The following is a 25,108-nucleotide window of genomic DNA, read 5'->3' as shown; positions in this document are numbered from 1 at the left end:
GCGCCTTTTAGTGAATTACCAACCAATAGGAGTCAAAGATGTCTCTTGGAATTGTGTTCCTGTCTGAAGTGATGGGAACCATGCTGCTGACCCTGCTGGGTTGTGGTGTTGTGGCCAACGTTGCCCTGAAGGGTAATAAGGGCAACGGTGGCGGTTTTCTCATGGTCAACTGGGGTTGGGGCCTGGCCGTCATGGCCGGTGTCTTTGTAGCCGCCAAATCCGGTGCCCATTTGAACCCGGCAGTAACTGTGGGAATTTTGGCCAATGGAAGTGCCGAATACGCGCCCGGCGTGAAGGTCGATTTCGCCTCGACCATGACGTACTTTGGTGCTGAGATGCTCGGTGCCTTCATCGGCGCAGTGGTGTGCTGGCTGGCGTACAAGCAGCACTTTGATGGGGAGCCGGATGCCGCCACCAAGTTGGGTGTCTTCTCCACAGGTCCGGCCATTCGCAGCTACGGATGGAACGTTGTCACCGAGATCATCGGCACCTTTGTTCTGGTCTTCGTGATCCTCCACTTTGGTGGCGGAGTTGCCGGACTTGGCCCGCTGCCGGTTGCCCTTTTGGTTGTTGGTATCGGCGCATCCCTCGGTGGACCCACAGGCTACGCGATCAACCCTGCCCGTGACCTTGGCCCCCGCATTGCCCATGCACTGCTGCCCATCAAGGGCAAGGGTGCCAGCGACTGGAGCTACGCCTGGGTTCCTGTTGTTGGCCCGTTGATTGGTGGCGCACTGGGTGGCTTGATGACCCGATGGATGCCCGACCTGCTGGCCGCTGTCTCCTAATCCCACTACTAGTTGTCCTAGTTCTAACAAAAGGAAACAATGATGTCTCAATATGTAATTGCTATTGACCAAGGAACCACCAGCAGCCGTGCGATCGTTTTCGATCACGATGGCAACATCGTCTCCACCGGCCAGCTTGAACATGAGCAGATTTTCCCCAAGGCCGGTTGGGTGGAGCATAACGCCGCAGAGATCTGGAACAACACCCGCGAGGTGATTGGCACAGCGTTGGCCCAGGCCAACCTGACCCGTCACGACATTGTGGGTGTGGGCATCACCAACCAGCGCGAAACGGCAGTTGTCTGGGACAAGAACACCGGCGTGCCGGTTTACAACGCCATCGTGTGGCAGGACACCCGCACGCAGGACATTGTGGATGAACTGGCAGCCGACGGCGGTGTGGAGCGTTTCAAGGCCAAGGTCGGTCTTCCGCTGGCCACCTACTTCTCCGGCACCAAGATCAAGTGGATCCTTGACAACGTTGAAGGCGCCCGCGCCCGCGCCGAAGCAGGGGACCTGCTCTTTGGCAACACCGACAGCTGGGTCACCTGGAACCTGACCGGTGGTCCGGACGGCGGCGTGCACATCACGGACGTCACCAATGCCTCCCGAACCTTGTTCATGGATCTGGAGACGCTGTCCTGGGATGAAGAGATCTTGGCCATCTTTGGTGTGCCGAAGTCAATGATGCCGGCCATCAAGTCCTCATCCGAGGTCTATGGTCATGTTCACACGTCCCAGCTGCTGCGCGAAGTTCCCGTCGCGGGCATCCTGGGTGACCAGCAGGCAGCAACCTTTGGTCAGGCGGCCTTCGAGGCTGGCGAAGCCAAGAACACCTACGGCACCGGTTGCTTCCTGATCTTCAACACGGGCGAGGAAATCGTCCACTCGAAGAACGGCCTGCTCACCACGCTTGGCTACAAGCTCGGCGATGCCAAGCCCCACTACGCCCTTGAGGGTTCCATCGCCGTCACAGGTTCCTTGATCCAGTGGCTGCGCGACAACATCGGCATGATCAGCTCGGCCCCCGAAGTTGAAGAACTGGCTGCGGCGGTGGAGAACAATGGTGGCGTGTACATTGTCCCGGCGTTCTCCGGCCTGTTCGCCCCGTACTGGCGTGCCGACGCTCGTGGCGCCATTGTGGGACTCACCCGCTTTGTGAACAAGAACCACATTGCCCGTGCGGCCTTGGAGGCAACAGCTTTCCAGACCCGCGAGGTCCTTGACGCGGTCAACGCCGATTCCGGTGTGGATTTGACCGAGTTGAAGGTCGACGGCGGGATGGTCGCCAACGATGCCCTCATGCAGTTCCAGGCTGACATCCTGGGTGTGCCGGTGATCCGTCCCAAGGTCACCGAGACCACCGCGCTTGGAGCAGCCTACGCGGCTGGCCTGGCCGTTGGCTTCTGGAACGGTTTGGGCGAGTTGTCCTCCAACTGGGCTGAGGACAAGCGCTGGGAGCCGAACATGGATCCGGCAGAGCGCGACCGTCAGATGCGTCTTTGGAAGAAGGCCGTCACCAAGTCCATGGACTGGGTTGACGAGGACGTACTCTAAGCGCAAGTCATGACCGACGGCGGGCCCCACCCAGGTGGGCGTCCCGCCGTCGCGCTTTAACCCAGAACTTGTGCGTTGGACTGAATCCGGGTTCCGCGCATAAGCACTCATGCGCGGAACTCACTGCGAGTTCTCCGCATAAGTTCATGAGGGAGGGCTTTGGCTATGCGCTAAAGTAAAGGGGTGCAGACAAACCTTCTCCTTAGCTAGCCGCATTCCAAAGATGCGGTGCGCCCCTTGCTATGTCGAGGGGCTTTTGTGTGTAACGAGCTAAGAAGGTGCAATAAGGCCAATGATGAATGAAGAGGCAGGGTACGTGAGCGTGCAGTCCCAGACTGAAGAAAACAGCGAAGAGGGCGTATACAATTTCGCCGCGATGGAAGCCAAGTGGCCGGCCATCTGGGACGATCTTAAAGTCTTTACGCCCCTTGACGACGGTTCCAAGGAGCGCCGCTACGTCCTGGACATGTTCCCGTACCCCTCGGGCGACCTTCACATGGGCCACGCCGAGGCCTTTGCCATGGGCGACGTCGTTTCTCGTTATTGGCGCCAGCTCGGCTACGACGTGCTGCACCCGATCGGCTGGGACTCCTTTGGCCTGCCCGCCGAGAATGCCGCCATCAAGCGCAACGCCCACCCCAGCGAGTGGACGTACGCCAACATTGACACCCAGGCGGAGTCCTTTAAGCGCTACGCCATCTCCGTGGACTGGTCACGCCGTCTGCAGACTTCCGACCCCGAGTACTACCGGTGGACGCAGTGGCTGTTCAAGCGTTTCCACGAGCGCGGCCTGGCGTACCGGAAGAACTCCCCGGTCAACTGGTGCCCCACGGATCAGACGGTCCTCGCCAACGAGCAGGTTGTCAACGGCGCCTGTGAACGGTGCGGCACCATCGTCACCAAAAAGTCCTTGAACCAGTGGTATTTCAAGATCACCGACTACGCCGACCGCCTGCTGGACGACATGGACGCACTCAAGGGCCACTGGCCGGACCGTGTGCTGGCCATGCAGAAGAACTGGATTGGCCGCTCCGAGGGCGCCCACGTCACGTTCGTGATTGAGGAAGCCGCGGGCGCTGAAAAGCCGCAGCAGGAACTCACTGTCTTCACCACCCGCCCGGACACCTTGTACGGTGCAACATTCTTCGTGGTTGCGGCGGATGCGCCCCTGGCCCTGGACCTGGTTACAGGTGAGCACGCAGAAGCCCTGAGCGAGTACCGTGAGCAGGTCAAGGCGCTGAGCGACATTGAACGCCAATCCACCGAACGTCCCAAGACGGGTGTGTTCACCGGCCGCTACGCCATCAACCCGCTCACGGGGGAGAAGCTGCCCGTCTGGGCTGCCGACTACGTGCTGGCCGACTACGGCACCGGAGCCATCATGGCCGTGCCTGCCCACGACCAGCGCGACCTCGATTTCGCCAAGGCCTTCGACCTGCCCGTCCGAGCAGTCCTGGACACCGGCATGGAGGACCCCGCCGAAACTGGCATTGCCTCCACCGGCGAGGGCACACTCATCAACTCCGGCGAGCTCAATGGGCTCTCGAAGGCTGAGGGCATCCCGGCAGCCATCGACGTTTTGGAGAAGCTCGGCACCGGCAAGAAGTTCATCAACTTCCGCCTGCGTGACTGGCTGCTGTCCCGCCAGCGCTTCTGGGGCACCCCCATCCCCATCATTCACTGTGCTGACTGTGGCGAAGTTCCCGTGCCCGATGACCAGCTGCCTGTGCGCCTGCCGGACAACCTGCGCGGCGAGGACCTCTCCCCGAAGGGCACCTCCCCCCTGGCGGCTGCTGCCGACTGGGTCAACGTGGACTGCCCCAGTTGTGGCAAGCCCGCCAAGCGCGACACCGACACCATGGACACGTTTGTTGACTCGTCCTGGTACTTCCTGCGCTTTGCCTCCCCGGACTACACCGAGGGCCCCTTCGACCCGGCCAAGATCAACGACTGGATGCCTGTTGGCCAGTACGTGGGCGGCGTCGAGCATGCCATCTTGCACCTGCTGTACGCACGCTTCTTCACCAAGGTCATCCACGACATGGGCATGCTGGAGGCCACCGAGCCCTTTAGCGCGTTGCTGAACCAGGGCCAGGTGCTCAACGGCGGCAAGGCCATGAGCAAGTCCCTGGGCAACGGTGTTGACCTGGGCCAGCAACTGGACAAGTTCGGCGTCGACGCCGTGCGCCTGACCATGGTCTTTGCCGGTCCTCCCGAGGACGACGTCGACTGGGCGGATGTTTCGCCGTCGGGCTCGGCCAAGTTCCTGGCCCGTGCCTGGCGTTTGGCCCGCGACGTTGCCAGCGAGCCCGGCACCGACCCGGCAGCGGGCGCCCCGGCGCTGCGTTCGTTGACCCACCGCACCGTCCACGAGGCCAAGACCCTGCTGGAAGGCCACAAGTTCAATGTTGTGGTTGCCAAGCTCATGGAATTGGTCAACGCCACCCGTAAGGTCATTGACTCAGGTGCTGGTGCAACAGACCCGGCCGTTCGTGAAGCGGCGGAGGCTGTTGCCATTGTGCTGAGCCTCTTTGCGCCGTACACGGCGGAGGACATGTGGAACACACTGGGCCACCCGGCCTCGGTTGCCAATGCCGGCTTCCCGGCAGTGGACGAGGCCCTGCTGGTGGAGCAGAGCGTCACGGCCGTGGTGCAGGTCCAGGGCAAGGTCAAGGACCGCTTGGAGGTGGCCCCGGACATCACCGAGGAGGCCCTGCGCGAGTTGGCCCTGGCCTCGGAGCTGGTGCAGAAGGCCCTTGACGGCCGTGGGATCCGCACAGTGATTGTCCGTGCGCCTAAACTGGTGAATATTGTTCCTGCCTAGGCAAGAGTGACACGACCGTTTATGCCGCACGCATGAGCAACAAGTGCCCGCCTCGCCCCTACGGGCGTCGGCGGGCACTTCGTTTTTGAGAAAGGCGAACCGGTGGTACCTGACACAAGCGCTGCGCGCACCTGGATTCGTCAGCAGGTCCAACGGCTGCGCCCCAAGCCAGGGCCGGGAGAGCCGGCGCCACAACTGCCCAAGCCCAGGATCGCCGTCGTGACCGATTCTGCCGCGGGCCTGCCTGCGGAGTGGGTGGGATGGTTCGCGGAGAGCCTGCAACTGACGGTGGTGCCCATGCCCGTGATCATTGGCGAGCACGTCTATTCCGACGACGACGCCGAACTGGAGACCCATATTTCCCTCGCCCTGGCCTCGGGAACCAGCGTGAAAACCTCCAGGCCCTCGCCTGGACAGTTCGACCGGGCGTACAGGAACGCCGCGGAGGCAGGGTTTGAGGCCGTCGTGTCGATTCACATCTCCACCAAACTCTCAGGAACCTTCGACGCCGCACACCTGGCGGCGCAGCGGGCAGCACTGCCTGTGCACGTGCTGGATTCGGGCACCGTGGGCATGGGGCAGGGTATTGGTGTGCAGGCCGCCGTGGCCGCAGCCTTGGCAGGAGCCGATGCAGAAGTTGTCATGGCCGCCGCCCGGGCGGCCATTGCAGCCACGGACGTCTACTTTTATGTCCCCAGTTTGGAACAATTGCGCCGGGGCGGGCGCATCAGCTTGGCCTCATCATGGCTGGGCACAGTCCTGGACATCAAGCCAATTCTGGGCATCAGGGACGGCTCGGTGGTTCCCCTGGAGAAGGTGCGTTCAGCGGCCAAGGCCGTTGCCCGGCTGCAGGAGCTGGCAGCAGCCAACATCGCCGCCCGCGGCGCCGCGAACACGCAAATCAGCGTGCACCACTTTGGCAACGAGGACCAGGCCCGCACCCTGGATGAGGCCCTGCACCTGGCCTGTCCGGGGCTGGGTTCATCCACCCTGACCAGACTGCCCGCAGTCCTGGCCGCCCATGCCGGCCTTGGCGTGCTGGTGGTGGTTGTTGCCGACTCCCTTGTTCCTCCACAGGCAGGGCAGGAGCCCTAGTTCTGCACAGAGCCACCCTTCGGCGCCCCAGGGCGCCTCATGCGGGCCTACCGTAGCTTCATGAGTGGTATTGATGGTAATTCGACGTGGACTCCGCAGGAGTCTGGCAACGCGGCAGTGCGCGGCCAGGAGCCTGTTGCCCGGGGACCGCGCTGGATCATATCGCTGCGGGCCCTTGTTGTGGTGCTGGCCATGATGGGAGCTGCGTTGGGGGTGCTCTGGATCGAATCGGCCAGCGTGCAGAGCGCTTCGGCAGAACTCAGCGCACAGGATGTGGGGAAGGTGACGGTGCCGCCGGTAGCAGGCACGGCAGGGCCCTCTCCCTCTTCGGTGCCCTCTTTGGTTCCCTCTTCGGCGCAGAGTGGCGCCGGTGCAGCCGCCGGCGCAGCGAAACCGAGCGACGGCGCGGCTGGTGCGCCGTCCGGCGGCCTGCTGGTGCATGTGGCCGGAGCCGTCAAGAACCCGGGCGTGTACACGCTGCCAACGGGCAGCAGGGCTTTCCAGGCCGTGGAGGCGGCTGGGGGCGCCCTGCCCACGGCTGAACTGTCAGCACTCAATCTTGCCGCCCCGATCATTGACGGCCTGCAAATACTGGTTCCCGCGCAGGGGCAAGCGGCAGGCACAGCAGCTCCCGCCAGTGGTGCCGAGGCGCCGGGCCAAAAACCGGGGATGGGTGCACTGATCAATCTCAACACTGCCAGTGCCGCGGACTTTGATGCCTTGCCCGGTGTTGGCCCGGTTCTGGCTCAGCGGATAGTTGCCTGGCGAAGCGACCATGGGCCCTTTTCCTCCGTCGATGCCCTGGATGGAGTTTCGGGCATCGGGGCCAAATTGTTGGCCGGCATTCGCGACTTGGTGACTGTCTGATGAGGTCCCCTGATCCGCAGTGGGCCCGCTTTGCCAGGGCGGCCGTGGGCGAGCCTGCGCCCGTGGAGGACGCCACCCGCCGTCGACGCCTGCGCCGCGGGCTCATCGCAGTGGGCCGCCGCCTTGGGCAAGCACGCCAAGACCAGGCAATCGCCCCTGCGCGCAGACGGGCGGATATCAGGTTGCTGCCGGCCGTGGCAGCCACCTGGTGGGCGGCGGCCATGGCCATCACCGTGGAGGGGCCGTGGCTCTTGGGTGCCGCGGCGGTTCTGGGTGCCAGCCTGCTTGCCGCCGTTGCCCTGTTGTGGCTTCGCCGAACTGATCGGGGTGCTGCAAGACGGGGAAGCGGTACGGCGGGACCGCAACGGGGGCCGTGGGGAAGAGTTCGAGGATGGGTGGCGGCAGGCGCGGCTACGGTGCTTGTCGCAGCCGTCTGCGTTACTGCCGTGTTGATGGCCGTGGGATTGCGGAACGTCACCTCCGCCTCATCTGCGCTGGAGCAAGCCATCAGCCGGGGCGAGGATCTGGCACTGACCATGGAAGTGGCCAGTGTGCCCCGGCGCTTGGAATCCGGCCACGGCCCTGCCCAGCTCATCTTCGATGCTGTTGTGCTCAGGGCTATCGCCAACGGCCGCATCATGACGGGGCGGGTCACCCTTCGGGTTGTCGCTGCGCCCAACTGGGGAACCGTTCAACAGGGGGACAGGGTCTCCACAGCTGGCAAGGTTGCCTCAACGGCTGCCAACGATCACTCTGCGGGTTTTCTGCATCCGGCCACGGCGCCTCTGGACGTGACGCCCGTGGGGACGGGGACCCAGGCAGCTGTTGTGGACATGCGCACGGCGTGGGTCGAGTCTGTGACACATGTCTGGATGCCACTAAACCCCGATGCGGCGGCACTCCTTCCCGGGATGGTCATGGGGGACCGCAGCGGAATGGATGCAACACTCAACGAGGCCATGAAGGTAGTTGGGCTGACACACCTCACAGCCGTCAGTGGTGATACGGTCAGTCAAGGAGGTGGGTATGAAATCCATGATCGTACGTGAATACCTACGGGTATCTAAGGACAGTAAGGGCACGGGCAAAAGCCCGGACCAGCAGCACGATGAGAACGTCAAAGCGTTCGAACGACAAGGCTGGTTGCTGCACCAGGAGCCGCCGTACCGCGACACAGACCGCAGTGCCAGCCGCTTTGCGCGCAAGGGTCGGGAAGACTTCAAGCGGCTGATCACCGACCTAGAAGAAGACACTTTCAACGCTGATGTGCTGGCGATCTGGGAGTCAAGTCGTGGATCGCGCCGGGTTGGGGAGTGGGTGGACCTAGTTGACCTGTGCAAAGAACGCAGCGTCTGCATCTGGGTCACAACACACGGCAGATTGTACGACCCGGCCAATGCCCGTGACCGGCGGAGCTTGCTCGAAGATGCCGTCGATGCCGAGTACGAGAGTGACAAGAGCTCAGAGCGAATACAGCGCGATGTGCGTGCCGCTGCCGAGGGTGGGAGGCCTCACGGTAAGAACATGTACGGCTACCACCGCGTCTATGACCAAAAGTCCGGTGAGCTGGAACGAATTGAACCCCATTCCGAGCAGGCGCCCATTATTCAAGAAGCAGCACAGCGCATCTTGGAAGGCCAGTCATTCTACGCAGTGGCAAAGGACTTCAATGAACGCGGCATCCCGCCTCGGCGTCCGACGCGAATGCAACACCGGACGAACATTGGCTGGACACCACCGGCGGTGAAGCAAATGCTGACCATGCCTGCCTATGCCGGGAAACGCCAGCACCGTGGTGAGATTCTTGACAATGTGGAAGTCATGTGGCCAGCGCTAATCGAATATGAGTCCTGGCAGAAGTTGCAAGCGATTATGAGTCCACCAGAGCGCAAGCGAACCAACGACTGGCCGGCAAAGTATCTACTCACGGGCATCGCTATTTGTGGGGTGTGCGGAGCCCCAACGCGAATCGGGAAACAGAACGCTGGACGGCGCAAAGACAAAGCGACAGGGGAGCCTTTGCCCAGACCCATTGACGAGCACGGCAATGAATTGCCGTATCCGCACTACTACACCTATGTCTGCGTTGGTGTCCCCGGCAAGACCGGTTTTCATGTGGCAATGCGCCAAGAGCACCTGGATGAGGTTGTTACGGAGTTGGTGCTGACGCGTATTGCTGGCCCGGACTTTATGGCCGTGGCCGGGGTGCGCGGCCACGGAGTAGATGCAGAACGGCACGCAGTTTTGGCTGAGATCATTGGATACCACGAGTATCTGGACAGCGTTCGCAAGGAAGCGGCAGAAAAGCTACGATTCGACCTCCTGCTTGACCAAGAGGCTAGAATCGGGCCAAAGATCAAGGACGCACAGAAGAAGTTGGAACGGCTCACTGAGATGGACCCCCTGGTCCTTAAGCTCGCTCGGAGTGGTGCCAGTCGTCAGGCTTGGGACGCCCTCGAGCTGTCTGTTCAACGAAGAATAGTCCGCAGTGTGGTGACGCCCAGAATCAACCGGGTGAGCGGAGACGCCAAGGGGAAGAGAGGTGTCAACAGGGATCGGGTTGTTGCTGTTTGGCGGTGATAGGTACTAAACGAAAACCGCCAAGTGCCGTTTCAGCCGCAGGCCACGGAGAAGCTCAAGACGTGCGGTTGCCCATACGCAGACACATACGGTGAAGTATGAATGCAGTCGTAAATGTTTACAAACGCTGGTATCTGTGTAGACTTGTCGCCAGATGGAAGACGCCCCGAAATCAATCACAAGGGGAAGGGAGAAGAATCTCCCGCCAAGTGGATGCGCATCGCATGATGCACAGCTGACATAGCAGCCTGAAATGACTCGTCAGCTGATCCTCTTGCCGCTGAAAAGCCGCAAGGGATACATCTATGTCTTCACCAAACCCCACTTCAAGCGATCTGCTTAGACCCTCCCAGTTGGCTGAGCGCCTCAACATCACTGAGCGCACCCTCAGTGAATGGCGCATCCGTGGATATGGCCCCGCCTACATCCGACTTGGGAAGTCCATCCGGTACCGTACCGAGTCCGTTGAGACTTGGCTCTTGGCGCAAGAACATCAGAGCACCTCCGAGGAGGTGCTCTGATGGGTACCATTACGTCTATTGCTGCTCCGTACGTCGGAGTGCAAGATGCTGCTGAACGCACGGGGTTGAGTGTTGTCACCCTTCGCCGATATATCCGTGACGGACGACTGCCTGCTGTAAAAATGCGTGGCAGGGTCTTCGTCACTGAGGCAGATCTTGATGCCGCTGTTGAGCCTCGCATTATCGTCCCAAAAACTGAGAGTCTCCAGGACTGGGCCAAGCGCATGGCAGCAGATGCGCCACCGTTCAGGCCCGAGCAAGTGGACCTGATCATGTCAGCGTTCGCCACCGTTCTCGGGGGTGATCGACGATGACGGATGCAAGACCCGCGCTGAAACACTCAAGAACCAACGCTGCAGACGTTCCGGCGGCCGCTGGCCCCGACGGCTCTACGGGGATGTCAGTCAGTCCCGCGGAACCGAAAGGCGCGACTGATCGCGATACAACCGCCACCAAGCATCTCACTGCTCAGGATGAGGGATATTTTGCGGCCGCCCTCGAACTGTTCACACTCCCCAGATTCAGCGAGTTGGGTTGCGAAAACGACAGCTCTCTCCGTCGGTACATGAATGTCGGCAAACTGCCCACCTGTAAATTCTGGGGGCGGTATGGGCTGTGCCTGGCAGAGGCTGGGGCGGATGGCAAGGACCCGGGCGCCGTGGACGAAGGCGTATCGGGAGCTCTTGTTCAGCTGGACGTGGCCATGGATGGCCTAGACACCAAACGCTACGACGCCCCGCGAATCAACGGCTGTTACGAGCCCCTGGTATCGGAGTATGAGCTAGAGCGCTGGGCCAAGGGCACATATTTCGGTAGTGGGAGTTCGCGCCATTCCAGCATCGCGATGGCACCCTCACAGAAGCTGAACGTTCTCGTACGCGGCTAGCTGATTCCTGTCACGGCCGCTACTACTGGCGACGGCAAGAACTGTTTTTACTCCGATCCAGCAACTTTGGGCCTGCCCCAAACTGGCTGGCAAATCAACGCAAGGAAGCACCCAATGAGCATTGAAGATGAGATTGCGGCGGTGAAAGCTGCAGCCCAAAAGAAGCTCCAACGACTGCGCGAACGTGAGCGCAAGGAACAGCAGGCACTCGATCAGCGAGTCATCGAATTGCTGCGTAGCCAGCATTCCGTCCTCGCCGGGCAGCTTGACACAGCGGCGCGAGAGGCGCTGAAAACTGAAGCAGCCATGCGTTCAGGGCGTGCCAAAGCAGCGCGTTCCCCGGCCGCGGTCCTGTCGGTAGACACTGGCGGTGGTGATGGCCAAGTTCACAACGGTGGGCCGGGTGGGGAGTTGGTTCCGTGATGGGCGGGCACCACTTCAGGTGCGGTGAGTCCTCGGGTGCGGCAGCACTCGAGCACGGTGTCGCGTTTCGGGTTTGGGGGTCGAGGGGGAAGGGCGTAGCCCTGCCCCTCGCAAGTAGCACACTGGACGACGAGCGAAGCGGTGTCGGACAGAGTGCCTGCTTGCGTTGGCTTTCAACCGTTCATCGGATGCTTCAACAATGTAGGGAGGATGCCACTTGAGCAGCACTACGGAACAGAATGCGCCCGAGTCACGGAGTCGCCGGATCGACACGCGATTCAGCAGCGCTGAACTTGCGTTGGTCGAAAAGGTGGCGGCGTGGTGTGGGTTGCCGCCGTCGGCGTTTGTGCGAGGTGCGGCCCTTGCCGCGGCGAAGCAGGCGGATGGGCATGGCCACGGCCATGACGACGGTTCAATGGCGCTATCGGCAGCGTCGTTACTCTCGGCGGAACAGATCACGGTGTTGGATGCTGCACGGGTCGAGGTAAAGCGGATAGGCGTCAATCTCAATCAGTTGACCCGCCTTGGTCACCAGGGCGTACTTGATCTTGGGGCACTTTCTTCTGTGGTCGAAGAGTTGGCACAACAACACGGGCACATGGTTGGCGTGCTCGGTGGGAAGGGGTAGCCATGAGCATCACCACGGTATCGCCGGTCTACGATCTTGGTACCCGTGCCGACTACCTGGAGTTCGGCGTCGGGGTGAAGAAGAAGGGCCACAAGGCCGCAGACACTAACCGCCTGGCTCCGGGGTTTTACTCTGATGCCCCGAGCATCGATGTCTTTATTGCGCTGGGCAACCAGCTCGCTGAAGGGCACGGGCGGAAGGTGAAAGCTCATTCATACGTCCTCTCATTCTCACCCGACGAGCTCGATGTGAACGACCCTGATGACTTGTCACGGGCTGGCGACCTTGGATTCTTGCTGGCAAAGAAGATGCGCCCCAACAGCCCCGCCATGGTCGTCGTTCATGACGACGGAAAGGGTGGCTGTGTCCACGCACATATCACGGTGCTGAACCACGACACCGTCACGGGTAAGGCCCCCAGAGATTATCGCGTGCACTGGCAGGTTAAGCGTGCCAACGACGAGCTGATGCGGGAAGAGGGCATGCAGGTGCTCTCACCGGTGCCCATGACTTCCGAAGGTTACTGGGCGGCTAAGCGCGGTGACATGGCTGTCTTCGATCAGCAGGTTGGTGACGCGATCACAGAAGCCGCACTTGATTCCTCAACGGTGGATATGGTGACGTTCACAGCGGCGTGTGAGTCCCGGGGCGTCGAGGTCATCGCAGCAGGGCACGAGGTCAAGAACGACGGGTACCGGGGTAAGAAGCAGGGTGACACAGCCATCGGGATCATCTACAAGATGCGCGACAATTCCACGCCCGGCAAGGAGCCTAGGATGCGCAGACGCAAAGCATCAGCATTGTCGCCGGAATTCACCGCCGACGGTCTCGACGAGATATTCATCAGGAAACAGGAACTGAAGGAGCAACGGCATGGGAATCATGGACACGCTCGAACAGCAGCAGCAGCACCAACAGCAGGAGCCGAGCGAACAGCAACAGACTTCGGAGAGATTGAGCGCGTTGTTCGACCGGCTCGAAGGAATCGAGATAAACCAACGAGAAGTAGTCAAGGCCACCAACGAAACATCGCAGAACGTGAACCGGGTGTGGGTCGAGTTGGAACAGATGCAGCGGTCGATGCCGCCGCAGACGCCCTCCGACGCCTCCGCGAACGACTCGCACGCGAAGATGCTGGCAACGGTAGCCAGCGTACAGAAGGAGATCCTGGAGTTGCTGGGCGACCGGAAAAGCGTGAGGTTCACCGACGGATCGAACGTAAGCGCTGGGGACCTGTCAGCGCACACGCTAATGCAGAAAGTGATGACGCGGATCGAGGCGCTGGAGACAACGATGGGTACGGACTTGGCTAAGGAGGCCAAGCGCGTGGGTACTGTCAGCGTCAACTACGAGAAACTTGCTGGCATTCTCACGCCTCAGCTGGCTGTCCAGCTCTCGGCGCATGACCAAGCACTCCAGGCGGCTTTCGTACAGGCGAGTGCTCCGATGCTCGCCGAATTAGAGAAGGGCCGCACTGCCCTCAACGATGCTGGGGCGGTGGTCACCATGCAGGTGACGCGGGCCAGCGAACAGATTGAGAAGCTCGGTGGGGTGGTGACCTGGCGCATGGTCGGACAGATCGCGACAGTGCTCCTTCCCCTGGCACTGGCCATGTTCATGGTGTTCGGGGTGACCCAGACTATCTGGGTAGCGCTGGGGTTCCAGCCGATCCTTCAGACCATTTGGGGGTGGTTCCTGAGTGCATCGCAATGGTACTGGAAGCTGGCCATAGCTGGCGGTGCTGGCGTTGTGCTGGCAGCGTTCGGCTGTCTCACCTGGTGGATCGGTAAGAAGTTGGGCGGGTCTTACAGCAGCTACTGAGGTGGCGATGAAAAAGCAACCCCCGGCAGACGAGCCAATTCGGCGATCTGCTGGGGGTTTCTTAGTGTTAGTGGAACACCGGTCAATATGAAGAATGTGTCGACTGGGTGTTACGCGTCGCATTCTCTGGTGATGTATTGGTCGTTGTGGGTGACGATGGTGACATCGTGGTCGGGGGTTCATTGGCGGCTTCATCGTGACGACCAGGCCTCTGATTCCGAGTGGTGCTTGATGCATACCGCGGCCACGTCGTCATGGTGAGTCTCGCCAGATTGCCGGTGCTGAAGTGACTACTCTGTTGCGGGTGGTCAATGCTCAACACGAGGTGGCCCTTTCCCAAGAGCGGGCATGGTGGACAAGAACCACTGACATGGTTGTTTGGCAAACGAGCAGGAGCGGGCACGATGATGATCGTGGGCAGCCCTCATCGTGACGAGGCGGCGTTACTGGCAGGGGAAATACCCTGCCCGGGCTGTTCGGCACCGCTGCGTCCCCACGGGCACGCATGCATCCGCTCCGTCCGCGGCCTGGGCGATGCGCGGGTGACCGTGCAACCCCGTCGCGCCCGCTGCGCCGGCTGTGGCCGCACCCAGGTACTGCTGCCAGCCGCGTTGTCCGTGCGCCGGGCCGACTCCTGTTAGCTGCAACTTTAGACTGACCATAGACGGCAATCTGGGTTGACCGCGGCAGTGGTTTTGACCGGGGGCTGCAAGTTCTTTTGACCGGTTGTTGACCGTGAGTATGGCCGGGGCTTGCTGGGATTCCCTTGTCCATCCCCCGTGTACTATTCGGGCCCTGACATCTGCCAGAATATGAACTTGAAACCATGAGCCCTGACGGCTCATTCGTGTGCAGGGGAGACCACTATGAGCCAGCTCGATAATTTAGGCATATACGGCCAATTCGCCAAAAACGCGGAACAGATCATCAAGGAGATCGGTGACGCAGCTGCGGCTATTGCTGTAGGCGAGGCTGCTCCGAAACTGCGTGGCCAAGGCGCCGCCGTGGGAGTTGCGGTTACGGCTGCGGCCGCCATCAGTGTTGAGGTCTACAGGCGCAATAAGATCAAGCGCAAGGCTGTTTCGGAGGAGCGCAAAGCGAGCATGACCACAGCGACTGAAAAGCTGAAGTCAATGTTCAAGAAGGATCAGAGCCCTGACGATCCTGGCGCCGAGTCCGACGAAGACTCAGTCGACGATCGTTGAACGCCTGAAGCCTGACTGACAGGCCAAAGGGACTGCCTGACCGTGTATTCGAGAGGGCCTGCGGGTAAACATCGCGGACTCTGCGTTTCAGCGGCTTCGGGGAGTGATTATTGCTCGTCGGTTATCCCAAACCGTCCCTGCCGGTGGCTTCTCGGGACTGTGTTATAGTCTTCTCACTGCGAACGCACTAGGTGATCGCTTTACTCGACAGCATCGGCAGTCGAGGGCCCCAGCCAAGCCGGGCCCGCGACCTTCCGCGCATTTGTCGGATAGGAAAATCTCATGACCCGCAAGACTATTTTTGTCTCTGTGAACGATTCTTACGCCCTTGGTGGATCCATGACGCAACTAGCCTGGGCAGCTCATGCCGGCTGGCCGCGTACCTTCGCTTCTTGCGAAGATGTCCAGGTTCTCGTGGCGGTGAAGGACAAAATGTCGATTGGTGCCTGGTCAGTCATTGGTGTCTATCTCTCCAAAGAGACCTACACGACCCCCGGTGGCGACCGTCCGCGCATTGCTTTTGCCTTGGGTGAAAGCGTCCCACTGGACCCGACACTTCACAACGTGCCATCTGAGTTCCGTCGAGGTTGCGTGATCGCTGAGCGCTAATCAAAGCTGAGCAAAAGTCTCCGATGTGTAAAAAAGTAGCCCCTGCGCTGATACGCAGGGGCTACTTTGTAACTGAATACAGCTCCAGGGGCTAGGCGAGAAACCGCTGCTATTCGATGGGTGGTGCGTGAACCTCGCCAGTCCTCGCGTTATCTACTTGAACAACTTCGGCAGCGTCACTTCCCCAGGCTTCATAGAGTCCGGACCCTTGTCCCGCTTCAAGGGAAGCAACGTCCGTGCTTAGGAACGATTCCCTCTCGGCCAGTGTAGAAGGGCCCAGCAGCAGCGTGCTGGTGGGCAGAGACCCTTCACGAGATACATAGGGGATGGTGGTCCGGGCTAGGGAACGTCCAGCGACTACAACACCGATCCCTGCTGTTGCTCCATCCCTGGCGAGCTCCTCTACCATGCCAGACGGGCCATGCGGGTGGGAATAGCGTGAGCCGCCTCGGGTCCACTCTCTGCAGAGCGCGTCGAAATCGTCAATAAACACAATGGCAGAAATGGAGCGCCAAATGGGCGGCGCTTTCCGCGCCAAGGCGGAGAGGTTCATCCAGGAAGGGCTACGTCGCTGGGCATCCGTCAGAAATGAATCTTCGTAGACCTGGAGCTGGTTCAGCGCTGATTTCATCGAATCCCGTACATCCAATAGAAGTTCGATCGCGCCAACAGGGTCGTTGGTTTGGACCTTGAACCCTGGAGATCGGTTGGTTTCCCTGTTGAGGTAGGCGTAGACGTCGAGATGCTCGGTGGCCTGGGACGCCATGGATGCAAGCAGAGATGTCTTCCCTGAGTTGGCAGGTCCTTGGACCAACAATTTGCCCGGAGTGGATTGGCATATCCAGCTGATCGGCGTTCCGTCCCTACCGATACCTAGCTCGAGCTCCAAAATAGGGGGACCAGCCGCCTTTGCTGGTGCAGAGGGATGGTGAAGTTTGGTCTCGGATAGCCTGTGTCGGCGTCTGAGGCCTTGGAGTCCGCTGAAGTTCATTGCCCTACTTTCGCTGTGATGGGGTGCACGTTGCCCGTTGGCCGTGGACTGAATAGGACAAGACTGTCCGTGACGTCGACAACGTAGTCCTCGAAGTCGACGCGGTACACAGGGCCAGATTGCTTGCTGGGAGGTCCGCCACCGGGAAGGTGTTTCAAACACGATAGCGAATTGCGATGCCCAGCCCAGGGTGTTGAAGGTGCCGGTTACGGCCAGCCATACGCCCACTTGAGGCAACAGACTTCTGGTCGTCGTCCAGCCGAAATTGGCCACGATGTACCCACCCTTGGCAGCAGCATTCACGACCATATAGATGTCACCGGGCAGGTCTCGTTTGGCTGGCTTCTCAGTGGATCTGGCACGCTATGTGCGGCCGCTGAAGACCTTGGACGATTCTGCCAAATATTACGCAGCCGTGCTGGATGATCAACCTCAGAACGAGTTTGAAGCTGGCGCTAATTCATGAACCAACTCATCAGTTCCCGACCAACGTTGCAGCCTTCTAAACTAGGCGGATAGCCTGCTGGGGATTTTGCGGCTGCTTAGCGCTGACAGCTCCTATGGCCATCGGTTCACCGTCACCGTGGGTATGGACGGGCACCCGGTAACACGCCACAATGGAAGCACCAAGGAGGACGACGATGGCATTCAGCAGAGCATATGACCCAGAAAACAGTGATCAGGTCTTTGATATGTTGCGTCGCGAGATTCTTGCCGCTCGGCTGAAAGTTACCTTGGATAGGGAACTCAAGCGTGAGACATCCGAGATGGTCATGCGCTTGGCCGGCATGAAGCTGCCGCCGATAGTACAGATGACCCACTACTCCTGTGATGTTCAAACTTGTGCCGTTGTTAAGCAGGCCCTGGACATTCGTGCGGGGCGCCGTCAGACGATGCCGGCCGACGAAGTGAGACGCGACCTTGGCCTGGATGGTTGAGCAAGGGGATTTTGACTCTTCGGGGACACTGGATGAGGAAGGGCTCAGGGTATCAGGGCCGAGAGTCGGTGCTGCGTTCTTCGTTGGGCACAGCCTGGGTGCTGGCAGTCGGACTTCAGCTATGGAGCAGCGGGATCAGCCCTGTGCCTGCCAGACAAGCTCGTAGCCCTTAGTCAACCCATTGTTGCCCAGGGTTGTACACATCGCACCCACATTGCACCCGCAACTCCCACTGCCCATCACGCCGGTTTGCGGGACACTGATCCAGAAGATCTGTGACCAATTTCTGGCCACGTGTGCGCAGCGAACGGGTCAAAATTGGGCTTGCAGATGGTCACGGGCCCCTCGCAAAAGACTATGTCGCCGCCCTTGTAGGTCACACCGTTATGAGATCTCGAGGCTAGGCCCTGAGGTTCACCAGCGAATCATCAAGATCTTGGATGCGACTGCCGCCTCCACGATCTATCCGGCGTCGTCCCGGAGTCATAGACGGGCACCCTGCAACACGCCACAATGTAAGCACCAAGGAGGACAACGATGGCAATCAGCAGAGCATACGACCCGGAAAACAGGGATCAGGTCTTCGATACCTTGCGTCGCGAAATTCTTGCTGCCCAGGTAAAGGTGACCCTGGACAAGGAACTCAATCGTCCGACATCAGAAACTGTGAAGCGCCTGGCCGGCATGAAGCTGCCGCCGATCGTCAAGATGAACCAGTACATCTGTGTTGCTCAGGCTGATATCGCCGCTCTGAAAGTTCAGGACATTCGGGCGGGGCGCTGCCATACGGCTACCGCCGACGAAATAGGACGCGACCTTGGCGTAGATGGTTGAGCAAGGGGATTTTGACTATTCGAGGACCAGAGATGAGGCAGGGCTCTGGGTGGTAGAAACCGTAGGTACTCAAAGCGTTGGCGTGGGCCAGGATATTGGTAGGTGCCGGTTGGCACCTACGGGCGGATTTCAGAGCTGAGAGTTGGTGCTGCGTTCTTTGTTGGGCACCGTCTGGGTGCTGGTAGTCAGACTTCAGCTTGGTGGGAGCCTAGCAAGACAGGGCCGCACCAGAAGGTGCGACCCTGTCCAACGACTCTATGTGCAGGATAGTCGAGATTGTTTTCCTCGTTTGCCTTGGCGAGTGTAGCGCCAACGGGGGATAACGCTCTAACGTGCTATCTGTGACTAATCGATTTCGTTTTTCGTGCCGAAGCGTTCAATTTGAAAAAGAACAAAAAGACCACGGTTGGTACCAGCAGAGCTGTTGTGTTCGAGAACACTTCGTTTCCTGGCCACACAATAAACTGGAGGACGCAGATCGAGACGCAAAACGCCAAAAACAAAATCGTGTACTTTCGGAAGCTTGTTTTGAAGGCAATTCTGCGGATTTCGGTTGAAGACATCATGTGTCTTCACCTCACTTTCTCTGAGTAGTTCTTGAGAGAACCTTGAGGTCAAAGGCTCGGAATTATACCCTGGACCAAAGCTATCGACTAAGCGTAGCAGTTCACGATTACGGGGAATGGTGCTGTTCCCCAGTTCCCAATACGGATGCCGAGGCACTTGCCTGTGTTCTTGGCTTGGGTAGCTACAATGATCGATGCCCCGGCCAAGACGCCACAGACTGCACCAATCGGCGCAAATACTGCTGTAGCTCCGCCGCAAATGGCGATAAATCCGCCAGTGCTGGATGAAGCGGTGTTGGTCTCGCTGCGGGTGAATTCTATTGTGGAAAATGCCAGGTTCTGCTGCAGTCGCGGATCGGCAATTACGGGAAATGCAGCACCATCGAGATTGACAGTCTGCGTTAGGACATTGCCTTCAATCTCGTACTTGGTCTCGAGATAGGTGCCGTTAGCATCCTTTGCCCATGCTGGGGCAACAAGGCTCGAGGGGTTCCCGTCCTTGTCGGAAACCAAGATCGAGCCATCCTCCAGAGCAGACAGATTGGCAGGTGATCCATCAACATCGAAGGAGTAGCTGTAGTTGGAAGGTGCATCCGCTGACGTGATGATGCTGTAGCCCGCCGAAAGCCCGGCTGTCGAATCGGTGAGGACCATGGAATACCCCTGATCAGTTTTATACGTGGCCGCCCCACCTTCGACGACAGGTGCGCCCTTGATGACAGGACTCATCGTCAACTGAGTTGCACCCAGCTCGTCGACCAAATTCAGGCCGGCATCCGTGGCCACAGTATTCACAGTGCTGTTTGACTCAGATGACACCGAATCTCCCGACGGATCAGACTGAGCTTGCATACCCTTGCTAGTAGCTGCGAACGAAGGAGTCGAGTAAAGTCCGGCCGACTCAAGAACCTCCAAAGGCTCCAGTTCACTTGGTGACTGCGCCATCGCAGGTGCGCCACTGAACAGCAACCCCACCAATGTCGCTGAGCTAACTAACAATGAAGTCTTGTATCGCATTTTTCCCCATTTCTTGGGTGGCCTGTGTGACCGCCCAGCATCCACGTAACCCTCTCCTGAAGCTCAGGTCAATCTCCTAGAGCTCAGGTCAATCATTTCTGGTTTAATCAATCCATTCGACTAATCGACTACCTAGCCCAACGGGCAATGAAGGGTAACGTATGAGTCGAAAGTAGTGATTCACCTCGCTCGTGGCCCTGAGTTGCGGCCCACGTATCCATCGCCTCAACGTCTTTGGCGCCGCGATGGGGACCGGGGCACTGCCTATATGTGGAATAGCTTCCTGAACCATCCGCCGGACTCAGAAGCTGGTTCCTCAGCCGCCAGACGGTAGCGGCCGACGAGGTGCGACGCGACCCTGGCGTGGATGGTTGAGCAAAGGGATTTGGGCCTGTCTCCTCGCCCACAAAAGCTAGAGACCCCGAGGCGATTGCCTCGGGGTCTCTAGCCAGAAGTGGATGTGCCGCTTGTTATTCCTTCCCGGCGTACTGGACACGGGCGGCTTGCGCGCTGGTACCCAGGATGGCTGCGATGTTTGCCCAAGTCATGTCATCGTCTTCGCGCATGTCCTGCACCCGCAGGGCGATCAACTGCTCAGCAGCATCTCTCAGGGCCATAAAATCGCGCAGTTCGGCTTCGTCCTGGGTCATCTCAGGGTTGCCGCGCCACCAATGAAATTGCTCAGCATGGGACCGGGCGTTGCTTTCGGCGCTCATGCCTGAAACAAATCGGTAGGGAGTTGCTGGCGGAGACGATTGTGGGTTCTGCCCTTCATGGTGTGGCCTTTCGTGAGATTGGAAATCTATCCCACGGACTCCCGGGCCGTCTTTGACGGCCACGGAGACGCTGGGCCAATGTCTACGAGGGTGTGCCGCACCGATATCTGACGTTCAGGACAGCTGACCAGCCAGGTCCGCGCCACCTGGAGTTACGACAGTGCACGAAAGGGAATGGTTCTCGGAGTCCGCCGGCTACGACGTGACGAAGGCTCTAGCGTAGGAGGGGCTACACAGATACCAACGGATCACGTCCCTCTGTTCGCGAAAGCGATTAGGCAGCGTTGGCTAGAGATTAGTTACAGAGCAGCCCACACTTAGTGTGGGCTGTTCTGCTTTGGGGACACTGCAGTGGAGGTTACTGTTCGTGCAGCTCTTCACTCAATGTCACCTCCGCCGTCTTCCTCCACCCCGGCAAGGCATTGTTGAGCGCTTCCAACCGCCAGGGCAGTATCTCTTGGTGAAGTGTCTTGTGGTGCTGTGTGGCCATCCAAATTCCCAGCACATGTTCTGCCTCGGTCGTAGTCTTCGGATGTCTAGGTAGGCGACCATGCTCGGCGACGAATTCAACCACTCTGTCAAACTGTTCCCGCCATCGCCGATCCCACTCTCGCTCCAGATCTGTCGTGATCCAATCGCCCAGTATCCCCATCTCGCGGGCCTTCGCCCATCCCAAGGTCTGTGCCAAGTGCGCCTGGCGCTGGTCCGAAAGCCACCCGTAGAGAAACGCCTCACGGTCCGCCACCCCGTGGATTGTGGGATAGCAGCCGTGGGTAGCGATGAAGTCTCGAAGCTCGGCCAGATGCCTGTGCCACACCTTGGAGGGTCCTCGAGGTGCTGTCGCGCGGGCGGCAGCCAGGTCAGGATCAATGTTCCTGCGGCACTCCAGATGCCGATGGATTGTCCCGACGCGGGAGCCAGTCAGCTCGGCGATTCTGGGAACCGGGAGGCCAGCAGCGTACATCCGGTCCCACTCGTCGTGATTCGAGTCAGCGATCTGTATCACCGGCGTCCCTCTCCAAGTATCGTCGATTGGGCCTAGCCTAGCCGTGCTGACTTACCCGCGCACGGCCTTGGGAATGGAATCTTGCACTCACGGAATCAAATGAGGCTAAGGGCAGCAGGTTTCAACCTCATGGCCCAGCTTGTGAGAGCCAGGATTCGCGAGTCAGCCCTGGCTGTGTCCAGAGTTGGCCACGCGTTCCGACATGGCTCGGTTCACGGCACTTGCGTCGCTCAAGATGACCAGGATTCCGACCTATTCTGGCTTTGAAAGGGGCCGAGATGACAGTTTGCGCCCGTCCTGCCACTATGACGTCTGATGTGACTTAGGCTCTTAGCAACAACAAAATGGGAGAAGCCTACAATGACCGTTGAAATGGGACCAGCCGAACGCGCTGTTCGTGACTATGTGAACTTGGAATCACCTCAAGAAGACCAAGTAACCCTAGTTCAAAAGGTTCAATCCAAGCGAATACAGGGCAGGGTCCATGATGTGTTCGACGTGCACTGCACTGAAACGAGATGGTGGGTTATCACGGAACCAATGAACCTCTATCTCCAAAATGATTTTCCGAATGCGCAGCAAGCCCTCATCTTCCATATTGGGCTCGGTGATTTCCTCGCTGAGCGCAGTCGTATGGAAATTGATGGCGAGCATGAAAAACATATTTCCGCGGCGTGGAGAAGGTTCCGCGATGCTTTGGAGACTATGAATAGCGCCTCTGAATCAGAAGACTTTCAGTCAGTAGGTATCAAGTGCAGAGACTCGCTCATCGCCTTGGTAAAGGCCCACCAAGCCGACCCATGGGTCGGTGAAGTAGCTGAACCTCCCAAGGTCGCCGACTTCAAAGGATGGGCAAACATTTTCGCCGATCGCCTGACTGAAGATCGCCTAAGGTCTTACGTGAAGGCATTGGTCGACAGAACCTGGGATCTCACAGTTTGGCTTCAGCACTATTCCAACGCCACCCCAATGGAAGCGGACCTTGTGTTGGAGGCAACGTCGCATCTCATCACGACCTTCGGGAAGCTGATCCACCGACAAGAAATGGGTTCACCGAGCCGCTGCCCTCGTTGTGAATCCTACCGACTGCACAATGAGCTCAAACATGACGTTGATGCAAATACATATCAGGAATCAGATGTGTGTGCAGGTTGTGGTTGGAGATCCGATTGGGTGGCCGTTCATGAATTCATCAGCGAATAGTAAACAATCTCGTCAGCTAATACGAGCCCCAGAAGTCACAATTAGCGATCATGCGACTAATTTCGGTTCAGTCCGAACTGACGGCTGAGCAGCGCCCGCTTGTAGTGAGTCTCAGCTGCATCGATTTCTGCCGTTGATGCCCCTGGGCTGAAAACCCGCAGGATGCTGAACTGAAAATGGTTCCGGTGGGTCATATCCACCCCATTCAGCTCACGGAACGCGACGTTGCCGCCGTGTCCGGTCTTCGCATAGGCGCTCCAGCGCCCCAGAATCCGCTCACTACCGTCTGCCTTTCCTACATAGAGCTTTCCTTCCTTAGTGTCGGAGATCAGGTAAATTCCCTGCACAGATTTGAGAACCTGACGCCAGCTCTCATAGCGGGAGTCCTCCATGACCGATTGCAGTTCGTTGAAGGAGAGAATCAGCTGATCGAAGCCAGGAAACACAGGTGCCTGGGCATCAGCGATTTCAGTCACGGGGAAGCCGACAGCAGCCCCGCCAGCTCTGGCCCAGTTGATCGTACCGCCAGTCCAATCGATGACCAGCCGGTCCTTGAAAGAGGCCAGGCACGGGGACGGGGTCAGGTCGTAGAAGCGGTCCGTCTCAGTTCGTTCGGCCACGACTTCGCCGTTGTTCTCGTAGGCGCCAATGAACCTACAGCGGTTTCCGCCAGCGGCCGTAAAGTTCAGCCAAACGGAAGGGGGCTTCTGAGGAAATTTGCTGCCCGAGACCGCCTGAATTCGTACAAAGGCCAAGATTTTCGCGGGGGTGAGGTCCTCGGGCCCGTTAGGGCCGGGCTTGAGATTGGTGTGTCGCAGGAGCAAAATCTGGCTCGGATCAATTCCTGCCGCCGCAAAAAGATTCCCCATAGTCAGGGAACCTTCAAACGTCGGTGATGGATGCGGTTGCGTGAGTGTTGTCGTCATTGGAGAGTTCCTTGCTTTCTAACGGGCCGCAAAGGCCCAACGTTCAATCTCGTCGAAGCCGACTTGGCGGTCCGTCGTGGAGAGCTGTGTGGCCCAGTCGACCATGAGTTCAATCGCAGTTGAGTAAGTCTTGTATCCGTAGCCGCTGCCGTGCTTGGGGGTTAGCGGTTCTTCGGTGTATCGACTCAGGGTTGCCAAGACTCGATTGTCGACGATGAGGCATCGATGCTCAGGGTTGCCGGCGCCGGCGAAGTATAGGTACTTCGTGAAGAAGTTCGGTCCCAAAGATTTGATCAACGGTCTGTTGGGTTGCAGTGTCCTGAAGTCCGCTTCGGGATCTGTTCGCGACAGAGAAGCCGCAAGACGCAGTGCACTTCCGATGCCAGACACGTCCTGCTCTACTGACGCTATGCCTTGTTTGGTGTTTCTGTGGCTTGAACCAGTTCCCCAAGCGAGGGTGTGCCAGAGAAGTGCGTAGGCAGCCTCGTAGGATTCGTCCTCACAGGCAGGGTCGGCCATGGCAAACAATGACCCGCGGCTGACGCGACCTCGCTCAGTATCGCCGCCAATGCCACGGACGGGTACGCCCGGAAGGTGCCCGATGTGGCTATTCCAGTACTTGAGGTTCAGATCGAAACCATGCTGGTCGATGGCCTGGCTCCGGGGATTCGCCTGGATGAATTCAGTCAGGTCACTGGGGGCTTGAACGGGTGCGATGGTCGACATGACTTCAGACTATGGCCAGGCACCGACCTTTAGGCACAGGTGCCGTTGCGTACGGGCAGGGTTTGAATTATTTGACGGCGCCACATTATGATCATCGTAGATAGATGCCTCTGGGTAACGTCCCTCTGGTTGCGAAAGCGATTAGGCACCATTGGATAGAGATCAGTTAGAGAAGGGCCCCGCACCTTATGTGGGGCCCTTCTTCTTTCAAGGCTGCTTCTCCATTGCCATGGAAGCGCTTGTTCAAAGCCGTCGCGCCCAGTCTTAGTGCTGTACCGAGCCTGTGATTGCGGAAGCAGTCTAGTGGCTGATAACTTGCTG

Annotated in this window: 26 protein-coding genes; 19 read left to right on the top strand and 7 right to left on the bottom strand. The window is 59.2% G+C overall.

What is annotated here, in order from left to right; all coding sequences use genetic code 11:
* The first annotated feature begins 38 nt into the window (after window positions 1–38).
* The 16 genes from CVS27_RS11260 to CVS27_RS11185 all read left to right on the top strand — a co-directional run bounded on the left by CVS27_RS11260 (window position 39) and on the right by CVS27_RS11185 (window position 15,804).
* Window positions 39–788 (top strand): MIP/aquaporin family protein, encoded by a 750-nt coding sequence (locus CVS27_RS11260; RefSeq protein WP_103465827.1) that lies wholly within the window; start codon window positions 39–41, stop codon window positions 786–788.
* Between the two features lie 42 nt (window positions 789–830).
* Entirely contained in the window at window positions 831–2,345 is a 1,515-nt protein-coding gene (gene glpK, locus CVS27_RS11255; protein ID WP_103465826.1) for a glycerol kinase GlpK, read from the top strand.
* 316 nt (window positions 2,346–2,661) lie between these two features.
* Window positions 2,662–5,169, top strand: a complete 2,508-nt coding sequence (gene leuS / locus CVS27_RS11250; RefSeq protein ID WP_370739505.1) for a leucine--tRNA ligase — start codon at window positions 2,662–2,664, stop codon at window positions 5,167–5,169.
* Between the two features lie 219 nt (window positions 5,170–5,388).
* Window positions 5,389–6,264 (top strand): DegV family protein, encoded by an 876-nt coding sequence (locus CVS27_RS11245; protein WP_243400141.1) that lies wholly within the window; start codon window positions 5,389–5,391, stop codon window positions 6,262–6,264.
* Between the two features lie 60 nt (window positions 6,265–6,324).
* Entirely contained in the window at window positions 6,325–7,131 is an 807-nt protein-coding gene (locus tag CVS27_RS11240) for a ComEA family DNA-binding protein (RefSeq protein WP_165788297.1), read from the top strand.
* Complete coding sequence (locus CVS27_RS11235; RefSeq protein WP_103465823.1) at window positions 7,131–8,180, top strand: ComEC/Rec2 family competence protein; 1,050 nt, start codon at window positions 7,131–7,133, stop codon at window positions 8,178–8,180. The genes CVS27_RS11240 and CVS27_RS11235 overlap by 1 nt, the downstream gene beginning before the upstream one ends.
* Window positions 8,158–9,711: a recombinase family protein gene (locus tag CVS27_RS11230; RefSeq protein WP_103465822.1), complete on the top strand. Its 1,554-nt coding sequence runs from the start codon at window positions 8,158–8,160 to the stop codon at window positions 9,709–9,711. The genes CVS27_RS11235 and CVS27_RS11230 overlap by 23 nt, the downstream gene beginning before the upstream one ends.
* A gap of 305 nt (window positions 9,712–10,016) precedes the next feature.
* Window positions 10,017–10,232: a helix-turn-helix transcriptional regulator gene (locus tag CVS27_RS11225; protein ID WP_103465821.1), complete on the top strand. Its 216-nt coding sequence runs from the start codon at window positions 10,017–10,019 to the stop codon at window positions 10,230–10,232.
* Complete coding sequence (locus CVS27_RS11220; RefSeq protein ID WP_103465820.1) at window positions 10,232–10,546, top strand: helix-turn-helix domain-containing protein; 315 nt, start codon at window positions 10,232–10,234, stop codon at window positions 10,544–10,546. Before CVS27_RS11225 ends, CVS27_RS11220 begins: the two co-directional genes overlap by 1 nt.
* A 251-nt stretch (window positions 10,547–10,797) precedes the next feature.
* Window positions 10,798–11,118: a hypothetical protein gene (locus tag CVS27_RS20540; protein WP_133162923.1), complete on the top strand. Its 321-nt coding sequence runs from the start codon at window positions 10,798–10,800 to the stop codon at window positions 11,116–11,118.
* 114 nt (window positions 11,119–11,232) lie between these two features.
* On the top strand, window positions 11,233–11,541 hold the full coding sequence (locus CVS27_RS11210) for a hypothetical protein (RefSeq protein WP_103465818.1): 309 nt from the start codon (window positions 11,233–11,235) through the stop codon (window positions 11,539–11,541).
* Window positions 11,542–11,758: 217 nt separating this feature from the next.
* Window positions 11,759–12,169 (top strand): MobC domain-containing protein, encoded by a 411-nt coding sequence (locus CVS27_RS11205; protein ID WP_103465817.1) that lies wholly within the window; start codon window positions 11,759–11,761, stop codon window positions 12,167–12,169.
* Window positions 12,170–12,171: 2 nt separating this feature from the next.
* A complete protein-coding gene (locus CVS27_RS11200; protein ID WP_103465816.1) occupies window positions 12,172–13,482 on the top strand; it encodes a relaxase/mobilization nuclease domain-containing protein in 1,311 nt (436 codons plus the stop codon).
* On the top strand, window positions 13,463–13,990 hold the full coding sequence (locus CVS27_RS11195) for a hypothetical protein (RefSeq protein ID WP_103465815.1): 528 nt from the start codon (window positions 13,463–13,465) through the stop codon (window positions 13,988–13,990). The genes CVS27_RS11200 and CVS27_RS11195 overlap by 20 nt, the downstream gene beginning before the upstream one ends.
* 866 nt (window positions 13,991–14,856) lie before the next feature.
* Window positions 14,857–15,195, top strand: coding sequence for a hypothetical protein (locus tag CVS27_RS11190; protein ID WP_103465814.1), 339 nt, complete (start codon window positions 14,857–14,859; stop codon window positions 15,193–15,195).
* Window positions 15,196–15,477: 282 nt separating this feature from the next.
* Window positions 15,478–15,804, top strand: a complete 327-nt coding sequence (locus CVS27_RS11185) for a hypothetical protein (RefSeq protein ID WP_103465813.1) — start codon at window positions 15,478–15,480, stop codon at window positions 15,802–15,804.
* A gap of 109 nt (window positions 15,805–15,913) precedes the next feature.
* On the opposite strand, the gene CVS27_RS11180 is transcribed toward CVS27_RS11185, so the two are convergent.
* Entirely contained in the window at window positions 15,914–16,570 is a 657-nt protein-coding gene (locus CVS27_RS11180) for a hypothetical protein (protein ID WP_103465812.1), read from the bottom strand.
* 866 nt (window positions 16,571–17,436) lie between these two features.
* On the opposite strand from CVS27_RS11180, the gene CVS27_RS11175 reads away from it, so the two are divergent.
* Both CVS27_RS11175 and CVS27_RS11170 read left to right on the top strand, forming a co-directional pair.
* A complete protein-coding gene (locus CVS27_RS11175; protein ID WP_103465811.1) occupies window positions 17,437–17,733 on the top strand; it encodes a hypothetical protein in 297 nt (98 codons plus the stop codon).
* Between the two features lie 537 nt (window positions 17,734–18,270).
* A complete protein-coding gene (locus CVS27_RS11170; protein ID WP_103465810.1) occupies window positions 18,271–18,567 on the top strand; it encodes a hypothetical protein in 297 nt (98 codons plus the stop codon).
* A gap of 345 nt (window positions 18,568–18,912) precedes the next feature.
* On the opposite strand, the gene CVS27_RS20535 is transcribed toward CVS27_RS11170, so the two are convergent.
* From CVS27_RS20535 to CVS27_RS11155, 4 genes are all read right to left on the bottom strand, one after another.
* Window positions 18,913–19,143 carry a hypothetical protein gene (locus CVS27_RS20535; RefSeq protein ID WP_133162921.1) on the bottom strand — a complete coding sequence of 77 codons (231 nt, stop codon included), beginning with the start codon at window positions 19,141–19,143 and terminating at the stop codon, window positions 18,913–18,915.
* A 77-nt stretch (window positions 19,144–19,220) separates the two neighbouring features.
* Window positions 19,221–20,150, bottom strand: a complete 930-nt coding sequence (locus tag CVS27_RS11165; protein ID WP_133162920.1) for a hypothetical protein — start codon at window positions 20,148–20,150, stop codon at window positions 19,221–19,223.
* 470 nt (window positions 20,151–20,620) lie between these two features.
* Window positions 20,621–20,866 (bottom strand): hypothetical protein, encoded by a 246-nt coding sequence (locus tag CVS27_RS11160; RefSeq protein WP_103465808.1) that lies wholly within the window; start codon window positions 20,864–20,866, stop codon window positions 20,621–20,623.
* 418 nt (window positions 20,867–21,284) lie between these two features.
* A complete protein-coding gene (locus CVS27_RS11155; RefSeq protein WP_103465807.1) occupies window positions 21,285–21,932 on the bottom strand; it encodes a helicase associated domain-containing protein in 648 nt (215 codons plus the stop codon).
* Between the two features lie 360 nt (window positions 21,933–22,292).
* On the opposite strand from CVS27_RS11155, the gene CVS27_RS11150 reads away from it, so the two are divergent.
* The gene (locus tag CVS27_RS11150; RefSeq protein ID WP_133162919.1) at window positions 22,293–23,135 is read left to right on the top strand and encodes a hypothetical protein; all 843 of its coding nucleotides are present in this window, start codon (window positions 22,293–22,295) and stop codon (window positions 23,133–23,135) included.
* 56 nt (window positions 23,136–23,191) lie between these two features.
* Here CVS27_RS11150 and CVS27_RS11145 read toward each other — a convergent pair whose 3' ends face one another.
* Window positions 23,192–24,061, bottom strand: a complete 870-nt coding sequence (locus tag CVS27_RS11145; RefSeq protein ID WP_103465805.1) for a GIY-YIG nuclease family protein — start codon at window positions 24,059–24,061, stop codon at window positions 23,192–23,194.
* Window positions 24,062–24,079: 18 nt separating this feature from the next.
* The gene (locus CVS27_RS11140) at window positions 24,080–24,787 is read right to left on the bottom strand and encodes an 8-oxoguanine DNA glycosylase OGG fold protein (protein ID WP_103465804.1); all 708 of its coding nucleotides are present in this window, start codon (window positions 24,785–24,787) and stop codon (window positions 24,080–24,082) included.
* Window positions 24,788–25,108 lie beyond the last annotated feature (321 nt).

This window comes from Arthrobacter glacialis, from assembly GCF_002909445.1.
GTDB classification, from domain to species: Bacteria; Actinomycetota; Actinomycetes; order Actinomycetales; family Micrococcaceae; genus Specibacter; species Specibacter glacialis.
The sequence above is the reverse complement of the archived record's forward strand: the minus strand, read 5'-3'. Positions and strand labels throughout refer to the sequence as shown.